At 63.0% G+C, this 17,276-nt stretch carries 16 protein-coding genes; 5 read left to right on the plus strand and 11 right to left on the minus strand.

All coding sequences use genetic code 11. From position 1 onward, the window contains the following. Window positions 1-52: 52 nt before the first annotated feature. Both ACJA3S_RS21295 and ACJA3S_RS21300 read right to left on the minus strand, forming a co-directional pair. Window positions 53-1,402 carry a tryptophan--tRNA ligase gene (locus ACJA3S_RS21295; RefSeq protein WP_406819898.1) on the minus strand — a complete coding sequence of 450 codons (1,350 nt, stop codon included), beginning with the start codon at window positions 1,400-1,402 and terminating at the stop codon, window positions 53-55. Window positions 1,403-1,427: 25 nt separating this feature from the next. After that, entirely contained in the window at window positions 1,428-2,063 is a 636-nt protein-coding gene (locus ACJA3S_RS21300; protein WP_406819899.1) for an alpha/beta hydrolase, read from the minus strand. Between the two features lie 135 nt (window positions 2,064-2,198). Between ACJA3S_RS21300 and ACJA3S_RS21305 the strand changes: the two genes are divergently transcribed. Beyond that, on the plus strand, window positions 2,199-2,633 hold the full coding sequence (locus ACJA3S_RS21305) for a YhcB family protein (protein WP_003257164.1): 435 nt from the start codon (window positions 2,199-2,201) through the stop codon (window positions 2,631-2,633). Between the two features lie 162 nt (window positions 2,634-2,795). Here the strand turns inward: ACJA3S_RS21305 and ACJA3S_RS21310 are convergent, their stop codons facing one another. Further along, window positions 2,796-3,992: a methionine gamma-lyase gene (locus ACJA3S_RS21310; RefSeq protein ID WP_406819900.1), complete on the minus strand. Its 1,197-nt coding sequence runs from the start codon at window positions 3,990-3,992 to the stop codon at window positions 2,796-2,798. A gap of 127 nt (window positions 3,993-4,119) precedes the next feature. Between ACJA3S_RS21310 and ACJA3S_RS21315 the strand changes: the two genes are divergently transcribed. Then, a complete protein-coding gene (locus ACJA3S_RS21315; protein ID WP_132842411.1) occupies window positions 4,120-4,599 on the plus strand; it encodes an Lrp/AsnC family transcriptional regulator in 480 nt (159 codons plus the stop codon). Between the two features lie 93 nt (window positions 4,600-4,692). Here the strand turns inward: ACJA3S_RS21315 and cysN are convergent, their stop codons facing one another. From cysN to ACJA3S_RS21330, 3 genes are all read right to left on the minus strand, one after another. Beyond that, window positions 4,693-6,594 carry a sulfate adenylyltransferase subunit CysN gene (gene cysN, locus ACJA3S_RS21320; RefSeq protein WP_170032458.1) on the minus strand — a complete coding sequence of 634 codons (1,902 nt, stop codon included), beginning with the start codon at window positions 6,592-6,594 and terminating at the stop codon, window positions 4,693-4,695. Window positions 6,595-6,609: 15 nt separating this feature from the next. Further along, window positions 6,610-7,527, minus strand: a complete 918-nt coding sequence (gene cysD / locus ACJA3S_RS21325) for a sulfate adenylyltransferase subunit CysD (RefSeq protein WP_170032460.1) — start codon at window positions 7,525-7,527, stop codon at window positions 6,610-6,612. Window positions 7,528-7,713: 186 nt separating this feature from the next. Beyond that, the gene (locus ACJA3S_RS21330; protein WP_170032462.1) at window positions 7,714-8,472 is read right to left on the minus strand and encodes a Nif3-like dinuclear metal center hexameric protein; all 759 of its coding nucleotides are present in this window, start codon (window positions 8,470-8,472) and stop codon (window positions 7,714-7,716) included. A 168-nt stretch (window positions 8,473-8,640) separates the two neighbouring features. On the opposite strand from ACJA3S_RS21330, the gene algW reads away from it, so the two are divergent. Continuing rightward, complete coding sequence (gene algW, locus ACJA3S_RS21335) at window positions 8,641-9,801, plus strand: Do family serine endopeptidase AlgW (RefSeq protein WP_406819901.1); 1,161 nt, start codon at window positions 8,641-8,643, stop codon at window positions 9,799-9,801. 163 nt (window positions 9,802-9,964) lie between these two features. On the opposite strand, the gene ACJA3S_RS21340 is transcribed toward algW, so the two are convergent. The 4 genes from ACJA3S_RS21340 to ACJA3S_RS21355 form a co-directional block, all read right to left on the minus strand. Beyond that, the gene (locus ACJA3S_RS21340; RefSeq protein WP_170032466.1) at window positions 9,965-10,729 is read right to left on the minus strand and encodes an amino acid ABC transporter ATP-binding protein; all 765 of its coding nucleotides are present in this window, start codon (window positions 10,727-10,729) and stop codon (window positions 9,965-9,967) included. 10 nt (window positions 10,730-10,739) lie between these two features. Next, complete coding sequence (locus ACJA3S_RS21345) at window positions 10,740-11,837, minus strand: amino acid ABC transporter permease (protein ID WP_406819902.1); 1,098 nt, start codon at window positions 11,835-11,837, stop codon at window positions 10,740-10,742. Window positions 11,838-11,847: 10 nt separating this feature from the next. Further along, complete coding sequence (locus ACJA3S_RS21350) at window positions 11,848-13,026, minus strand: amino acid ABC transporter permease (RefSeq protein WP_406819903.1); 1,179 nt, start codon at window positions 13,024-13,026, stop codon at window positions 11,848-11,850. A gap of 67 nt (window positions 13,027-13,093) precedes the next feature. Then, window positions 13,094-14,122 carry an amino acid ABC transporter substrate-binding protein gene (locus tag ACJA3S_RS21355; RefSeq protein ID WP_406819904.1) on the minus strand — a complete coding sequence of 343 codons (1,029 nt, stop codon included), beginning with the start codon at window positions 14,120-14,122 and terminating at the stop codon, window positions 13,094-13,096. Between the two features lie 332 nt (window positions 14,123-14,454). Here ACJA3S_RS21355 and ACJA3S_RS21360 point away from each other — a divergent pair, with 332 nt between their 5' ends. Further along, complete coding sequence (locus ACJA3S_RS21360) at window positions 14,455-15,111, plus strand: alpha/beta hydrolase (RefSeq protein WP_406819905.1); 657 nt, start codon at window positions 14,455-14,457, stop codon at window positions 15,109-15,111. A 100-nt stretch (window positions 15,112-15,211) separates the two neighbouring features. After that, entirely contained in the window at window positions 15,212-16,669 is a 1,458-nt protein-coding gene (rhlB, locus tag ACJA3S_RS21365; protein WP_406819906.1) for an ATP-dependent RNA helicase RhlB, read from the plus strand. Window positions 16,670-16,829: 160 nt separating this feature from the next. On the opposite strand, the gene moaE is transcribed toward rhlB, so the two are convergent. Then, a complete protein-coding gene (moaE, locus tag ACJA3S_RS21370) occupies window positions 16,830-17,276 on the minus strand; it encodes a molybdopterin synthase catalytic subunit MoaE (RefSeq protein ID WP_406819907.1) in 447 nt (148 codons plus the stop codon).

Here is a 17,276-nt window from a genome sequence, read left to right on the forward strand (position 1 = left end):
GGCCGGTGCCATGCTCCGCGGCGCCTGTTTCGCGGGCGCGCCCGCTCCCACATCAGTCTGGTTGCGGCGCCAAGGCTACACGCAGGCTTTCGATGGCCGCATCGCGCGCCTCGGCGTTGTCGAACTGCGGCCCGTCGGCGACCTGTTCGCCGTTAAGCCACAGACCGAAGCCCAGGCCCTCGACGCGCACATCTGCCTCGCCACCTTGTTGCAGCTGTTTGCTCACGGCACCGGCGCTCTTGCCGTCGGCGAAGCTGCGCGACAGCAGCAACTGTTCACCGTCGGCGCCCAGCAGGCGGAAACGGAAGCTGCCGTCTTCATCACGGAAGCTGACGAACCGCGCGCTCTTGGCGGCCTTTTTCTTCACTTCGGTGCTGGTTTGCACATCGGCGCGGAACGAACGCAGGCCAACGGCTTCGCGCAGTTGTTCGAGGAACGGCGTGGCGATCTTGCGCGCCTTGGCGGCACCGGCCAGCAGAATGTCTTCCAGGTCTGCCGGGCGGGCAATCAGCTGGTGGTAGTACTCGCGCTTCTCCGCCAGCTGGCCGTCCAGCAGCTGGAACAGGCGCTGCTTGGCCTCGCCCCAGCCCAGGCCTTGCAGCAGTTCCTCGCGGAACTCGGCGCATTGTGCCGGCGTCGAGAAGGCCTGGAACAGGGTGAACAGGTGGGCGTTGTCGGGGTCTTTCGCTTCGCCGGGGGCGCGCGAGTCGGTGACGATGCGCGAAATGGCGTCCTTCATTTGCTTGGCGCTGGCGAACAACGGGATGGTGTTGTCGTAGCTCTTGGACATCTTGCGCCCGTCCAGACCCGGCAGGGTCGCCACGCTTTCCTCGATCACCGCCTCCGGCAAGGCGAAGAAGTCCTTGCCCTGGCCGAACAGGTGGTTGAAGCGCTGGCCGATGTCACGGGCCATTTCCACGTGCTGGATCTGGTCACGCCCGACCGGCACCTTGTTGGCGTTGAACATCAGGATGTCGGCAGCCATCAGCACGGGGTAGCTGTACAGGCCCATGGTCACCCCGGCATCCGGGTCTTCGCCGTTTTCCAGGTTCTTGTCCACCGAGGCCTTGTAGGCGTGCGCGCGGTTGAGCAGGCCTTTGGCGCTGACGCAGGTCAGCAGCCAGGTCAGTTCGGGGATTTCCGGAATGTCGGACTGGCGGTAGAAGGTCACCTTGTCCGGGTCGAGGCCACCGGCCAGCCAGGTGGCGGCGATTTCCAGGCGCGAGCGCTGGATGCGCAGCGGGTCGTCGCACTTGATCAGCGCGTGGTAGTCCGCCAGGAAATAGAACGAGTCGACGCCGGGCTGCTGGCTGGCAAGGATGGCCGGGCGGATGGCGCCGGCATAGTTGCCCAGGTGCGGAGTGCCGGTGGTGGTGATACCGGTAAGAATGCGCGTGGTCATGGGTGTTCGCTTATTCAGGCTTGGCTCAGTTCGAAAGGCGCGGCAGCAGCAGATCCTTCAGATCGGTCAGCTTGCCATGGAAGAAGTGTCCGCATTCTGCCACTTTCAGCAGCTCATGGGGGCGCGACAGGCTGTCGGACCATTCGTAAACCAGCTGCGGCGCAACGACTTCATCGGTGTCAGGCTGCACCACGATGATCGGGCACTGCTGCGGCAGCGCAAATTCCGGCGTCAGGCGCATCACCGCCGGGGCGATCATGAACAGCTGCTGCAGGGTTACTCCGGCGGCTTCCAGGCGGCCGGCCAGGCTGATGGCGACAAAGCCACCGAACGAGAAGCCCATCAGCACCAGCGGCAGCCCGGGGTGCTTTTCGCGCAGCCAGGCCGCGGCAGCCTCGGCATCGGCCACTTCGCCAGCGCCCATGTCATGGCTGCCGGCGCTCTGGCCGACGCCCCGGTAGTTGAAACGCAGGGTCACATAGCCGGCATCACGGGCGGTGCGTTGCAGGGTCGAGACCACCTTGTTGAGCATGGTGCCGCCCTGGACCGGGTTGGGGTGGCAGATCAGCACCGCGCCACGGGCATCGGCCACGTCCAGATACAAGGCTTCCAGCTGGCCGCTGGGGCCATCGATGAACAAAGGGGTTTCGCGGACAAGCAAGGCACTACTCCGTGACCTCGGAAGGGGTCGATTCGTCTAGGTGAGGAATTCTGTTCTGATTTGCGATCGCTCGCGGTATACAGCGCAGGTCTGAGCCGTTAACGTAAAGCAAAGCCGTTTATAGAGGAAGGACTCGTGGAACTCTCGCTCCTTGTTTGGTTGTTGCCGACCCTGGCCCTGGTCATCGGCGTGGTGGTCGGTTTCGTCGTCGCTCGCCTGCTGCCCAATGCAGCACCGAGCAGCACCCAACGTCAACTGGATGATATCCAGAAGCGCTTCGACAGCTATCAGAACGAAGTGGTAACTCATTTCAACAGCACTGCCGTACTGGTCAAGAAGCTGACCCAGAGCTATCAGGACGTGCAGGATCACCTGGCCGAAGGCGCCAACAGCCTGGCCCTCGACGACGTCACTCGCCAACGCCTGCTGGCGGCCCTGCACTCCGAGGCAGCGCAAGGCCCGCGCGACCGCCTGACCCCGCCGAAGGACGCCGAAGTGCCGCGCGACTACGCACCGAAGGCGCCGAACTCGCCGGGCATGCTCGACGAGAGCTACGGGCTCAAGCGCTGATCTGCCGAACATGACAAAGGCCTCGCAAGAGGCCTTTTTTGTGGGCTGGATTCACTGGCCTCTTCGCGGGCTCGCCCGCTCCCACAGGTACACCACAGCATTTGAAATCCGTGTGATACCTGTGGGAGCGGGCGTGCCCGCGAAGAGGCCGGCCCAGGCAACCTAGCTGCAAGCCTGCAATGCCTGCTCGACATCCGCCAGCAGGTCTTCCACATCCTCCAGCCCCACCGACAACCGCACCAGTCCCTCCGAAATCCCGTGGTGCGCCCGCTCCTGCGCCGTATAGCTGGAATGGGTCATGCTCGCCGGATGCTGCGCCAGTGACTCCGCATCGCCCAGGCTCACCGCGCGGGCGAACAGCTGTAGCGCGTTCATGAAACGCCGGCCCGCCTCGATACCGCCCTTGAGTTCGAAGGCGATCATCCCGCCTGGCAGACGCATCTGCCGCTGCGCCAGTTCGTACTGGGCAAACGATGGCAACCCCGGGTAGTGAATCAACTCCACCTGCGGCTGCCGCGCGAGAAACTGCGCGATCTGCATGGCATTGGCACAATGGCGGTCCATGCGCAGCGCCAAGGTCTTGATGCCGCGCATCAACAGCGCGGCGTCGTGCGGCGACAGTACCGCGCCGGTCATGTCCTTCAGGCCTTCCAGGCGGATGCGGTCGACCAGCGCCTTGCGCCCCACCACCAGGCCGGCGGTGATATCGCCGTGGCCGCTGAGGTACTTGGTGGCCGAATGCACCACCAGATCAGCCCCCAGCTCCAGCGGCCGCTGCAGGTACGGCGTGCAGTAGGTATTGTCGACCACCACATGTACATCGTGCCCGCGCACGGCCTCGGCAACCGCCGCGATATCCACCAGTTGCATGTTGGGGTTGGCTGGGGTTTCGAAGTAGATCATCCGCGTTTTGCTGTTGATCGCCGCTTTCAGTGCCTTGCCGTCATTCAGGTCGACATGGCGGATTTTCACCCCGAACTCGCCAATGCCATGGTGCAGGAAGGCGAAGGTGCAGCCGTACAAGGTGCGCCCGACGATCAACTCGTCGCCGGGCCGCAGCAGGGTCCAGATCGTCGAGGTAATCGCGCCCATGCCCGACGCCAGGGCCAAGCCCGCCTCGCCCCCTTCAAGCGAGGCCATGCGCTGTTCGAGCAGGGCCAGGGTGGGGTTGGAAATGCGGCTGTAGAAGTGCCCCGGTTGCTCGCCGGCAAAGCACGCAGCGCCGTACTCGACGTTGGGGAAGGCGTAGGTTGCGGTCTGGTACACCGGCGGCACCAGGGCGCCACCGTGGGAAAGCGGGTCATAGCCATGATGAATGGCCCGCGTGGAAAAACCGGTGTTGTTATCGGAGCCGCGCATCGCAACAGCCTCTTGTGGTTTGTTATAAGCTTATGCCACCGAGCTGCCCGATTTTTTCCAAAATGACCCACGCAATCGCGCGCTTGTTGGAACAAAAACAATAATTACCGGATCAGGAGGGCAAAAAATGCCTTCAAGCCTCGACCGTACCGACCGCGCCCTGCTCGCCGCCCTGCAGGACAACGCCCGCCTGACCATTGCCGAACTGGCCGACCAGGTGGCACTGACCACCTCGCCCTGCTGGCGGCGGGTAAAGCTGCTGGAAGACAACGGTTACATCACCGGCTACCAGGCGATCCTTTCGCCTAAATCGCTGGGCTTCGGTGTTACCGCGTTCGTCAGCATCATGATGGACTCGCACACCAAGGACATGGCACTGGCGTTCGAACAGCGGCTGATGGAAATTCCCGAGATAGTCGCCTGTCATAATATTTCCGGGCGTTATGACTTCCTGCTGGAAATATTGGCGCGGGACCTGGAGTCGTTTGGTGAATTCACCCGCGAAGTACTGCAGCGATTGCCAGGGGTGAAAGAGATCTACTCCAGTTTTTCCTACAAGGCAGTCAAAGAACGACGAGTGATTCCGGTATCGGAAAAACATATCTGAATTCCTTGCGCGACCTTTGTAGGAGCGGCCGCGCAAGCATGCCGGGCAAACAAAAAACCCCGCCGAGGCGGGGTTTTTCTTGCAGGCTAGCGCTTAGATCGCGCCACGCTGACGCAGTACATCCAGCACCTGTTTCACGCCCTCGTCCACGCTGGTGGTCTGGGTGTCGATCACCAGGTCGGCATCCAGCGGCACATCGTACGGGAAGCTTTCGCCCGGGATGTTGTCGCCGGCGGCTGCATACAGGCCTTGCGGGTCACGCTCACGGCAGGCCAATGGCGAAGCCTGGACGTAAACGGTCACCAGGCGCTCCTTGCCGATCAGGGCCTTGGCCTGTTCACGGCCTTCGGCATCCGGGGCCACGAACGCAGCCAGGGTCAGCAGGCCGGCTTCGTTGAACTGGCGCGCCACATGGGCGGCGCGGCGCCAGTTCTCGGTGCGGCCGGCACGGTCCTGCGGCAGGCCCTTGTTCAGGTCATGGCGCAGGTTCTGGCCGTCGAGTACGTACACCGCACGGCCCATGTCGAACAGCTTGCGCTCCACGGCATAGGCCAGGGTGCTCTTGCCAGCGCCGGACAAGCCGCTGAACAGCACAGTGGCCGGCTGCTGGCCGAAGCGCAGGGCACGTTCTTCGGTGGAAACGTGAGCCTGCTTGCCGTGGTGGCCGGTGCTGCCGTGCGGCAGTACTGGCGGGGCGATGATCATCCCAGCGCCGACAGTGCCGTTGGTCAGGCGATCGATGACGATGAACGCACCGGTGGTGCGGTTGCTGTCATAGCCGTCCAGGGCGATCGGGGCGTCCAGCGATACCTTGACCCGGCCGATCTCGTTCAGTTGCAGCGCGCTGGCAGCGCCCTGCTCCAGGGTGTTCACATCGACCTTGTGGGTGATGCTGGCAATCGAGCCCGGCACGTAGCTGGTGGCGCGCTTGATGTCGTACTTCTTGCCCGGCAGCATCGGCTCCTCGGCCATCCACACCAGCATGGCATCGAACTGGTCGGTAACCGGCGGGACGTTGTCGGCATGCACCAGCAGGTCGCCACGGGAGATGTCGATCTCGTCTTCCATGGTCAGGGTCACGGCCTGGCCGGGGCCGGCGTTTTCCAGCTCACCCTCGTAGGTGACGATGGACTTGACCCGGCTGCTCTTGCCCGACGGCAGCACGACGATTTCATCGCCCTTGTGCACCACGCCGCTGGCGATGGTGCCGGCGAAGCCGCGGAAGTTCAGGTTCGGGCGGTTGACGTACTGCACCGGGAAACGCAGGTCGGTGAAGTTGCGGTCGGCCGAAACCTCGACGGTTTCGAGGATTTCCATCAGCGTCGGGCCGGCGTACCACGGCGAACGCTCGCTGTGGTTGACCACGTTGTCACCCTTGAGCGCCGACATCGGCACGAAGTGCAGGCTGCTCGGCACCAGGTTGATGGCTTCGGCAAACTTCAGGTAGTCGGCCTTGATCGACTCGAACACGCCCTGGTCGAAGCCCTTGAGGTCCATCTTGTTGACCGCGACCACGATGTGCTTGATGCCCAGCAGCGAGGCAATGTAGCTGTGGCGGCGGGTCTGGGTCTGCACGCCGTAGCGGGCATCGACCAGGATGATCGCCAGGTCGCAGGTGGACGCGCCGGTGGCCATGTTGCGGGTGTACTGCTCGTGGCCCGGGGTGTCGGCGATGATGAACTTGCGCTTGGCGGTGGAGAAGTAGCGGTAGGCGACATCGATGGTGATGCCCTGCTCGCGCTCGGCCTGCAGGCCGTCGACCAGCAGCGCCAGGTCGACTTCTTCGCCAGTGGTGCCGACTTTCTTCGAATCACGGGTGATGGCCTCGAGGTGGTCCTCGTAGATCATCTTCGAGTCGTGCAGCAGGCGCCCGATCAGGGTGCTCTTGCCGTCGTCGACGTTGCCGCAGGTGAGGAAACGCAGCAGTTCCTTGCGCTCGTGCTGGGCCAGGTAGGCGAGGATGTCCTCGCTGATCAGATCAGATTGGTGCGACATGGAGTAACCCTGAAATTAGAAGTAGCCTTGGCGTTTCTTGTCTTCCATGGAGCCGGCGCCATCGTGGTCGATGACACGGCCCTGGCGTTCGGACGTACGGGTCAGGAGCATTTCCTGGATGATGTCCGTCAGGGTCTCGGCTTGCGACTCGACAGCACCCGTCAACGGGTAGCAGCCAAGGGTACGGAAACGCACCTTCTTCTTGACGATGCGGGCCTTCTCTTCATCGCTGAGATGTTCGAGGATGCGCTCGTCGTCGATCATGATCAGGGTGCCGTTCTTCTCGATGACCTCACGCTCGGCAGCGAAGTACAGCGGCACGATCGGGATGCCTTCGAGGTAGATGTACTGCCAGATGTCCAGCTCGGTCCAGTTCGACAGCGGGAAGACCCGGATCGACTCGCCCTTGTTGACCTTGCCGTTGTACACGTTCCACAGCTCGGGGCGCTGGTTCTTCGGGTCCCAGCGGTGCTTGCTGTCACGGAACGAGTACACACGCTCCTTGGCCCGCGACTTCTCTTCGTCGCGGCGCGCGCCACCGAAGGCGGCATCGAAGCCATATTTGTCCAGCGCCTGCTTCAGGCCCTGGGTCTTCATGATGTCGGTGTGCTTGGAGCTGCCATGGGTGAACGGGTTGATACCCTGCGCCACGCCCTCGGGGTTGACGTGGGTGATCAGCTCCAGGCCCATTTCCTCGACCATCTTGTCGCGGAAGCGATACATCTCCTGGAACTTCCACTGGGTGTCGACGTGCATCACCGGGAACGGCAGCTTGCCCGGGAAGAAGGCCTTGCGCGCCAGGTGCAGCATCACGGCGGAATCCTTGCCGATCGAGTACAGCATCACCGGGTTGTCGAACTCGGCGGCCACCTCGCGGATGATGTGGATGCTCTCCGCCTCCAGCTGTTTCAAGTGCGTCAGTTTGTCGACCATGGCTACTCACGAAAAACGATCTTATGGACGGCCTGCGGGCCGTGTTCGAGCGAGCCACTTTATCACAGCGGGTGCTTCTATTTAGGCGGCCGGCTAGATCGAAAAAATCTAACCATATGACTGAAGTTTTGGGCCTCTTCGCGGGCCTGCCCGCGAAACTTGCCCGCGAAGAAAGCCACGCCGTAGTCAGATCGGGTTCGGGCAATCGATGAACAGGTGCTCGACAGCAAACCGCCGCGCCAGGTAGTCGCCCAGCGCCTGTACCCCATAGCGCTCGGTGGCATGGTGCCCGGCGGCAATGAAGCTGATGCCGTTCTCGCGCGCGCTGTGGTAGGTCTGCTCGGAGGCTTCCCCGGTCAGGTACAGGTCGACCCCGGCGGCGATCGCGGTGTCGATGTAGCCCTGGCCACCGCCGGTGCACCAGCCGACCCGGCGGATCATCTGCTCACCCTCGACCAGCAACGGCTCGCGCCCCAGCACTTCCTGCACACGACGGGCAAAGTCGCGTGCGGTCAGCGGCTCGGCCAGCGAACCGACCAGCCCGACCACCTTGGGGTTTTCCGGGTCCAGCGGGCCTTCGACGGTTATCTCCAGCTGCCGCGCCAGCTGCACGTTGTTGCCCACGTCCGGGTGCACGTCCAGCGGCAGGTGGAACGCCAGCAGGCTGATATCGTTGTTCAGCAAGGTCTTCAAGCGGCGCTGGCGAATGCCGGTGACGCACGGGTTTTCCCCCTTCCAGAAATAGCCATGGTGCACCAGCACCAGGTCGGCCTCGGCCTCGACCGCCGCATCCAGCAGCGCCTGGCTGGCGGTGACCCCGCTGACGATGCGGCTGACCTGCGGCCGGCCCTCGACCTGCAGGCCATTGGGGCAGTAATCCTGGATCTTCGCGCTGCCCAGGTAACGCTCGGCTTCCTCGACCAGGGTGTTCAGAGCGACGGCCATGAAAATCTCCTCGAAATCTGCATTTTTATCGGGCACAACGCCCACGCAACGCCCGTATAATGCCGGCCATTATGGGCCGTCGCCGGCACTGGGGGAACCGGTGTATGATCGCGCGCGCTCATGCCCCACCGTGCGCCCACCGGTCTTCGCTCTTTCCAGGATTCGTTCATGTTCAAGGCTTTGCGTTACTTTGGCTGGCCCCTGCTTACTGGCGTACTGGTCGCCATGCTGATCATCCAGCGCTTTCCGGAATGGGTCGGCCTGCCCAGCCAGGACGTCAACCTGCAACAGGCCCCGCAGACCTCGCGGATCATGCAGGGCCCGGTGTCCTATGCCGACGCCGTCACCCTGGCCGCCCCGGCCGTGGTCAACCTGTACACCACCAAGGTGGTGAACAAGAGCTCGCACCCGCTGTTCGAAGACCCGCAGTTCCGCCGCTTCTTCGGTGACAACCTGCCCAAGCAGCGCCGCTGGGAGTCGAGCCTGGGTTCGGCGGTGATCATGAGCCCCGAAGGCTACCTGCTGACCAACAACCACGTGACCAGCGGCGCCGACCAGATCGTCGTGGCCCTGAAGGATGGCCGCGAGACCCTGGCCCGGGTCATCGGCAGCGACCCGGAAACCGACCTGGCAGTGCTGAAGATCGACCTGAAGAACCTGCCGGCGATCACCATCGGCCGTTCCGACACCATTCACATCGGCGACGTGTCGCTGGCCATCGGCAACCCGTTCGGGGTCGGCCAGACCGTGACCATGGGCATCATCAGCGCCACTGGGCGCAACCAGCTGGGGCTGAACAACTACGAAGATTTCATCCAGACCGACGCGGCGATCAACCCGGGCAACTCCGGTGGTGCGCTGGTGGACGCCAACGGCAACCTGATCGGTATCAACACGGCGATCTTCTCCAAGTCCGGCGGTTCGCAGGGCATCGGCTTCGCGATCCCGGTGAAACTGGCGTTGGAGGTGATGAAGTCGATCGTCGAGCACGGCCAGGTGATCCGGGGCTGGCTGGGCATCGAAGTGCAGCCGCTGAGCCAGGAGCTGGCCGAATCGTTCGGCATGAAAGGCCGCCCGGGCATCGTGGTAGCAGGTATCTTCCGCGAGGGGCCGGCGGCGAAGGCCGGGTTGCAGCTGGGTGACGTGATCCTGAGTATCAACGGCGAGCCGGCCGGTGACGGGCGCAAGTCGATGAACCAGGTGGCGCGGATCAAGCCGAACGAGAAAATCACCATCGAAGTGATGCGCAACGGGCAGCAGCTGAAGCTGATTGCCGAGGTGGGGCTACGACCGCCGCCAGCGCCGGCGGTGGCCAGCGAAGAGAAGTAACGCTCCGGTCTGGCAACCCGTGTAGGAGCGGCCTTGCGTCGCGATGGGGCGCGCAGCGGCCCCGGGATTTCAGCTTCACCGCTGATATCGCCGGGGCCGCTTTGCGGCCCGATCGCGACACAAGGCCGCTCCTACAGGGACCGCGTGTGCAGCCGCTACGGTATCAATGCAGGATCTGGCTCAGGAACAACTTGGTCCGGTCACTGCGCGGCCGGTCGAAGAAGTCATCCGGCGACGCCTGTTCGACGATCTCGCCCTTGTCCATGAAGATCACCCGGTTCGCCACGGTCCGGGCAAAGCCCATCTCGTGGGTCACGCAGAGCATGGTCATGCCATCCTCGGCCAGGCCCACCATGGTATCGAGCACTTCCTTGACCATTTCCGGGTCCAGCGCCGAGGTCGGTTCGTCGAACAGCATGATCTTCGGCTTCATGCACAATGCACGGGCAATCGCCACACGCTGCTGCTGGCCGCCGGACAGCTGCCCCGGGTACTTGTGCGCCTGCTCCGGAATACGCACGCGCTCCAGGTAGTGCATGGCAATTTCTTCCGCCTTGCGCCGCGGCATCTTGCGCACCCACATTGGCGCCAGGGTGCAGTTTTCCAGGATGCTCAGGTGCGGGAACAGGTTGAAGTGCTGGAACACCATGCCGACCTCGCGGCGGATGGCCTCGATCTGCTTGAGGTCGTTGGTCAGCTCCACCCCGTCGACCACGATGCGCCCCTGCTGGTGCTCCTCCAGGCGGTTGAGGCAACGGATGGTGGTGGACTTGCCCGAGCCGGACGGCCCGCACAGCACGATACGCTCGCCCTGGCGCACGTTCAGGTTGATGTCCTTGAGCACATGGAACTGGCCGTACCACTTGTTCACGCCCTGCATCTGGATGATGCCTTCGGGGCCGGCAGGCTGCTTGATCGCTTCACTCATTTCGAAACTCCTAACGCTTGTGGCCAGTGTCCAGCTTGCGCTCCAGGTGCATGGAGTAGCGGGACATACCGAAACAGAAAATCCAGAATACCAGGGCAGCGAACACGTAGCCCTCGGTGGCCATACCCAGCCAGGCCGGGTCGGCGGCGGCTTGCTTGACACTGTTCAGCAGGTCGAACAGGCCGATGATGATCACCAGGCTGGTGTCCTTGAACAGGGCAATGAAGGTGTTGACGATGCCAGGGATCACCAGCTTGAGCGCCTGCGGCAGGATCACCAGGCCCATCGCTCGCCAGTAGCCCAGGCCCATGGCTGCGGCCGCTTCGTACTGGCCCTTGGGGATGGCCTGCAGGCCGCCACGCACCACTTCGGCGATGTACGCCGACTGGAACAGGATCACCCCGATCATCGCCCGCAGCAGCTTGTCGAAGCTCATGCCTTCGGGCAGGAACAACGGCAGCATCACCGATGACATGAACAGCACGGTGATCAGCGGCACGCCACGCCAGAACTCGATGAAGGTGACGCACACCACCTTCACCGCCGGCATCTTCGAACGCCGCCCGAGGGCCAGCAGGATGCCCAGCGGCAAGGCGCCGACGATCCCCACGGTGGCGATCACCAGGGTCAGCATCAGCCCGCCCCACTGGCTGGTCGGTACATTCTCCAGGCCGAGCACGCCGCCGTGCAGCAGGGTGTAGGCGAGGATCGGGTACAGCACCAGGAAGCCCAGGCCGTAGAAAGCCTTGCGCGGGAAACGCTTGATGAACAATGGCGCGGCTCCCAGCACCGCAAGCCACACGGTCAGGTCCACGCGCCAGCGCAGTTCGGTCGGGTAGTAGCCGTACATGAACTGGCCGAAGCGCTGCTGCACGAACACCCAGCAGGCGCCCTCCTTGGTGCAGTCGGCACGGGTGGTGCCGACCCAGTTGGCGTCGATGAAGGCCCACTGCAGCAGTGGCGGCACGATCAGCCACACCAGGTAGATGGCGAACAGGGTCAGCAGCGTGTTGAGCCAGCTGGAAAACAGGTTGGCACGCATCCATGCGAGCACGCCGACGGTTTTCACCGGTGGCGGCATGTCGGGTTTGAAAACATGGGCATTCACAGGCGTATCCTCACCGCTCGATCAGCGCAATGCGCTTGTTGTACCAGTTCATCAGCAGCGAAATGCTGATGCTGATGGCGAGATAGACACTCATGGTGATGGCTATCACCTCGATGGCCTGGCCGGTCTGGTTGAGCACGGTACCGGCGAACAGCGAGACCATCTCCGGGTAGCCGATACCGGCCGCCAGCGACGAGTTCTTCGCCAGGTTCAGGTACTGGCTGGTCAGCGGCGGAATGATCACCCGCAGTGCCTGGGGGATGATCACCTTGCGCAGGGTCGGCCCCTCGCGCAGGCCCAGCGAGCGCGCGGCCTCGGTCTGGCCATGGCTGACCGAACGGATACCGGAACGCACGATCTCGGCGATGAACGCGGCGGTATAGATGGTCAACGCCAGGGTCAGCGCCAGCAGCTCGGGGATCAGTACCCAGCCACCGACGAAGTTGAATCCTTTCAATTGCGGCACTTCCCAGTGCACCGGGCTACCGAACAGCAGTACGCAGGCACCCGGAATGGCGATGAACAGCGCCAGCCCCACCCAGAACTTGTGGAATGGCTCGCCGGTTTCGTCGAAGCGCTTGTTGGCGTAGCGCACCATCGCGACGATGGCCAGCACGGTCAGGCCCAGGGCAATGGCGAACGGCCAGAAACCGTCGGCCATGGTCGCACCAGGCATGTTCAGGCCACGGTTGCTGATGAAGAAGGTGTCCTGGAGGTTGATGCTGCCGCGCGGCCCCGGCAGGGTCAGGAACACGGCAAAGTACCAGAACAGGATCTGCAGCAACGGCGGGATGTTGCGGAACGTCTCCACGTACACCGTCGCCAGCTTGTTGATCATCCAGTTCGACGACAGCCGTGCCACGCCGATGATGAAACCGAGGATGGTCGCCAGTATCACGCCGATGAAAGTCACCAGCAGGGTGTTGAGCAGGCCGATGACGAACACCCGCGCATAACTGTCGGATTCCACGTAGGGGATCAGGTGCTGGGCGATGCCGAAGCCGGCACTGCGTTCGAGGAAGTCGAAGCCCGAGGTGATGCCTCGGTGTTGCAGGTTGGTCTGGGTATTGTGGAACAGGTACCAGCCCAGACCGACCACGAAGGCTATCGTGAGGATCTGGAACAGCCACGCACGCACACGTGGATCGCTCAGGGATAACCCCTTTTGTGCGCCAATTCGATTTTGCATGAAGTGCCCCGGAAAGTAGGGTTCCGAACAACCTGCGGCGGCGGGATGCCGCCGCAGGGTGCAGCCATCAGCGCACGGGTGGCGCGTACTGGATGCCGCCGTTGTTCCACAGGGCGTTCATGCCACGGTCGATCTTCAGAGCGGTGCCCTGGCCCAGGTTCTTCTCGAACACTTCGCCATAGTTGCCGACTTGCTTGACGATCTGCACTACCCAGTCCTTGGGCAGCTTGAGGTCCTTGCCGTACTCGCCATCCGCGCCCAGCAGGCGGGCGACGTCCGGGTTCTTGGTGCTTTTGGCTTCGGCCTCGACATTCTTCGAGGTGATGCCCGCCTCTTCGGCGTTGAGCATGGCGAACAGGGTCCACTTGACGATGCTGAACCATTCTTCGTCGCCTTTGCGCACCACCGGGCCCAGGGGTTCCTTGGAGATGGTTTCCGGCAGTACCACGTAGTCGGCCGGCGCGGCCAGCTTGGAGCGCTGGGCGAACAGCTGCGACTTGTCCGAGGTCAGCACGTCGCAACGGCCGGACTCCAGCGACTTGGCGCTTTCATCGGAGGTGTCGAAGGTGATCGGCGTGTACTTCAGGCCATTGGCGCGGAAGTAGTCCGACACGTTCAGCTCGGTGGTAGTACCGGCCTGGATGCAGATGGTCGCGCCATCGAGTTCCTTGGCGCTGGATACCCCCAGCTTCTTGTTGGCCAGGAAGCCGACACCGTCGTAGTAGGTAACACCGGCGAACACCAGGCCCATGCCGGCATCGCGCGAGCTGGTCCAGGTGGTGTTGCGCGACAGCACGTCGACTTCGCCCGACTGCAGCGCGGTGAAGCGTTCCTTGGCGTTGAGCTGGCTGAACTTGACCTTGGTCGCGTCGCCGAACACGGCGGCGGCCACGGCACGGCACACATCGGCGTCGATACCGACGATCTTGCCCTGCGCATCAGGTACCGAGAAGCCTGGAAGACCGTCGCTCACGCCACACTGGACGAAGCCCTTCTTCTTTACCGCATCGAGGGTGGCGCCGGCCTGGGCGTTGCTCACGGCGCCCAGCGCAGCGGCAGCGGTCAGGACTGCCAGGGTGGTTTTCAACATCTTCATTCACAACCTCCAAATCGCTCTTGTTGTATCGAGCCGGAATTGCACCGCACCCTTTTGAGGCGTATCCGACCCGTATTGGCTTGTTATTGGGTCAATTGGCGCAATGGGCTGTTCTGTGACAGCCTTCGCGTGCAAAGGGTGTTACCGTCACGGCCTGCCCTTTGCATCGAAGGTTGAATTGCAAAGCCCGTACCAGATTGTTTGGCTGTAGCGTTTAAGCGCTCGTCAAGTAGGGAAAGTTGTATCGTTGCGACATTCTTTTTCAGACAATCATTTCCAGCGCCTTATTTTCAGGCACGCCTTAACGAGACCCGCACACTTTCGGAGCAGTCATGACCAACCCGCTGATTCTCGAACCGCAAAAAACCGCCGACGCTTGTGTGATCTGGTTGCACGGTCTGGGTGCCGACCGTTACGACTTCCTACCGGTTGCCGAATTCATGCAGGAGCATCTGCTCACTACCCGCTTCATCATGCCCCAGGCGCCGACCCGCGCAGTGACCATCAATGGCGGCTATGCCATGCCCAGCTGGTATGACATCAAGGCCATGACCCCGGCCCGCGCCATCGACGAAGCGCAACTGGAGGAATCGGCCGAGCAGGTGATTGCCCTGATCAAGGCCGAGCAAGCCAAAGGCATCAGCCTGTCGCGAATCTTCCTGGCCGGTTTTTCCCAGGGCGGCGCAGTGGTGCTGCACACTGCCTATATAAAGTGGCAGGAAGCCCTGGGTGGCGTGATCGCCCTGTCCACCTACGCCCCCACCTTCAACGACCAGCATCAGCTGAGCGCCTGCCAGCAACGCACTCCGGCGCTGTGCCTGCATGGCGTGCACGACCCGGTGGTGATTCCGTCCATGGGCCGCACCGCGTTCGAGTACCTGGACACCTGGGGCGTCGCCGCGCGCTGGCACGAATACCCGATGGAGCACGAAGTGGTGGTGGAAGAGCTGAAAGACATCCACGACTGGCTGGCCAGGCAGCTGCAATAAGCACAAGCCACCTGTAGTTGTCAGCCCAAGCCACTACGCCGCGCCTGAATCTTGCATTACACTGCCGGCGTACATTCCTTAACCAGTTGATGAGACGATCGTGCTCAAGGCACTCAAGAAAATATTCGGCAAGGGAGACGCTGCGCCACAGGCCGTCGCTCCTGCTGCCAGCGTGACGGCGCCTGCGCCCGCCACCGAGGCACGGCCAGCGGCAAAACCGACCGCCCCGCGCGCCACCCCTGCGCCCAAGGCTGAACAACCTGCTGTGGTTGCACCGGCCGCCGACAAGCCGGCCAAGGACAAACCGCGCCGTGAGCGCAAGCCCAAGCCGCAGGCCAGCCTGTGGAAACCGGAAGACTTCGTGGTCGAACCACAGGAAGGCAAGACCCGCTTCCACGACTTCAAGCTGTCCAACGAGCTGATGCACGCCATCCACGACCTGGGCTTCCCGTACTGCACGCCAATCCAGGCGCAGGTGCTGGGGTATACCCTGCGTGGCCAGGACGCCATCGGCCGGGCCCAGACCGGCACCGGCAAGACTGCAGCGTTCCTGATCTCGATCATTTCCCAGTTGCAGCAGACACCGCCGCCCAAGGAACGCTACATGGGCGAGCCGCGCGCGCTGATCATCGCCCCGACCCGCGAACTGGTGGTGCAGATCGCCAAGGACGCCATCGCCCTGACCAAGTACACCGGCCTCAACGTCATGAGCTTCGTCGGCGGCATGGACTTCGACAAGCAGCTCAAGGCCCTGGAAGCGCGCCATTGCGACATCCTAGTCGCCACCCCCGGCCGTCTGCTGGACTTCAACCAGCGTGGCGAGGTGCACCTGGACATGGTCGAGGTGATGGTGCTGGACGAAGCCGACCGCATGCTCGACATGGGCTTCATCCCCCAGGTGCGCCAGATCATTCGCCAGACGCCGCCGAAAAGCGAGCGCCAGACCTTGCTGTTCTCCGCCACCTTCACCGACGACGTGATGAACCTGGCCAAGCAGTGGACCACCAACCCGGCCATCGTCGAGATCGAGCCGGAGAACGTGGCCAGCGAAACGGTGGAACAGCACGTGTATGCGGTGGCCGGCAGCGACAAGTACAAGCTGCTGTACAACCTGGTGACCCAGAACAAGTGGGAACGGGTAATGGTGTTCGCCAACCGCAAGGACGAAGTGCGGCGTATCGAGGAAAAACTGGTGCGCGACGGCATCAACGCCGCCCAGCTGTCGGGCGATGTGCCACAGCACAAGCGTATCCGCACCCTGGAGAGCTTCCGCGAAGGGCGCATCACCGTGCTGGTGGCTACCGACGTGGCCGGGCGTGGCATCCACATCGACGGCATCAGCCACGTGATCAACTTCACCTTGCCGGAAGACCCGGACGACTATGTGCACCGCATTGGCCGTACCGGGCGTGCCGGTACCAGCGGGGTGTCGATCAGCTTCGCCGGCGAGGATGATTCCTACCAGCTGCCGGCGATCGAAGAGCTGCTGGGGCGCAAGATCAAGTGCGAAATGCCGCCGGATGAGCTGTTGAAGCCAGTGCCGCGCAAGCACCATTGACAATCCGAATGCTGGCACGTCCCTGTAGGAGCGGCCTTGCGTCGCGAAAGGGCTGCGAAGCAGCCCCGGCAATCCATGCATCAAGGTTGAAATTAAGGGGCTGCTTCGCAGCCCTTTCGCGACGCAAGGCCGCCCCTACAAGGAATCGGCCCAGCCTTGGCTACCAGCGCCCGGCAGCCTCTTGGTCACTCTGCTTCCCTTCGACCCAGCGCGGCCCCTGCTGGGTATTTTCCTTCTTCCAGAACGGCGCCCGGGTCTTCAGGTAATCCATGATGAAGTTGCAGGCATCGAACGCCGCCTGGCGGTGGGCACTGGCCACGCCAACGAACACGATCGGCTCACCCGGCTCCAGCGCACCGATGCGGTGCAGCACCTCGACCTTGAGCAACGGCCAGCGCTGCTCGGCCTCGACCACGATCTTGGCCAGGGCCTTCTCGGTCATGCCCGGATAGTGCTCGAGGAACATCCCCGCCACTTCCCGGCCATCGTTGAAGTCCCGGACATAGCCGACAAAGGCCACCACCGCGCCCACACCGACATTGGCCGCATGCATGGCATTGGTCTCGGCACCTGGGTCGAACGCGCCCTCCTGCACTCGCACTGCCAT

The organism is Pseudomonas sp. KnCO4, from assembly GCF_045344305.1.
Classification (GTDB): Bacteria; Pseudomonadota; Gammaproteobacteria; order Pseudomonadales; family Pseudomonadaceae; genus Aquipseudomonas; species Aquipseudomonas anuradhapurensis.

Excerpts from the sequence above, each read along its gene's own strand:
- ACJA3S_RS21340 (WP_170032466.1), bottom strand. The coding sequence starts at position 10,729 with ATGAGTGAAGCGATCAAGCAGCCTGCCGGCCCCGAAGGCATCATCCAG.
- ACJA3S_RS21355 (WP_406819904.1), bottom strand. The coding sequence starts at position 14,122 with ATGAAGATGTTGAAAACCACCCTGGCAGTCCTGACCGCTGCCGCTGCG.
- ACJA3S_RS21310 (WP_406819900.1), bottom strand. The coding sequence starts at position 3,992 with ATGCGCGGCTCCGATAACAACACCGGTTTTTCCACGCGGGCCATTCAT.
- ACJA3S_RS21295 (WP_406819898.1), bottom strand. The coding sequence starts at position 1,402 with ATGACCACGCGCATTCTTACCGGTATCACCACCACCGGCACTCCGCAC.
- moaE (WP_406819907.1), bottom strand. The coding sequence starts at position 17,276 with ATGGCAGTGCGAGTGCAGGAGGGCGCGTTCGACCCAGGTGCCGAGACC.
- cysD (WP_170032460.1), bottom strand. The coding sequence starts at position 7,527 with ATGGTCGACAAACTGACGCACTTGAAACAGCTGGAGGCGGAGAGCATC.
- ACJA3S_RS21350 (WP_406819903.1), bottom strand. The coding sequence starts at position 13,026 with ATGCAAAATCGAATTGGCGCACAAAAGGGGTTATCCCTGAGCGATCCA.
- ACJA3S_RS21315 (WP_132842411.1), top strand. The coding sequence starts at position 4,120 with ATGCCTTCAAGCCTCGACCGTACCGACCGCGCCCTGCTCGCCGCCCTG.
- cysN (WP_170032458.1), bottom strand. The coding sequence starts at position 6,594 with ATGTCGCACCAATCTGATCTGATCAGCGAGGACATCCTCGCCTACCTG.
- ACJA3S_RS21330 (WP_170032462.1), bottom strand. The coding sequence starts at position 8,472 with ATGGCCGTCGCTCTGAACACCCTGGTCGAGGAAGCCGAGCGTTACCTG.
- algW (WP_406819901.1), top strand. The coding sequence starts at position 8,641 with ATGTTCAAGGCTTTGCGTTACTTTGGCTGGCCCCTGCTTACTGGCGTA.
- ACJA3S_RS21360 (WP_406819905.1), top strand. The coding sequence starts at position 14,455 with ATGACCAACCCGCTGATTCTCGAACCGCAAAAAACCGCCGACGCTTGT.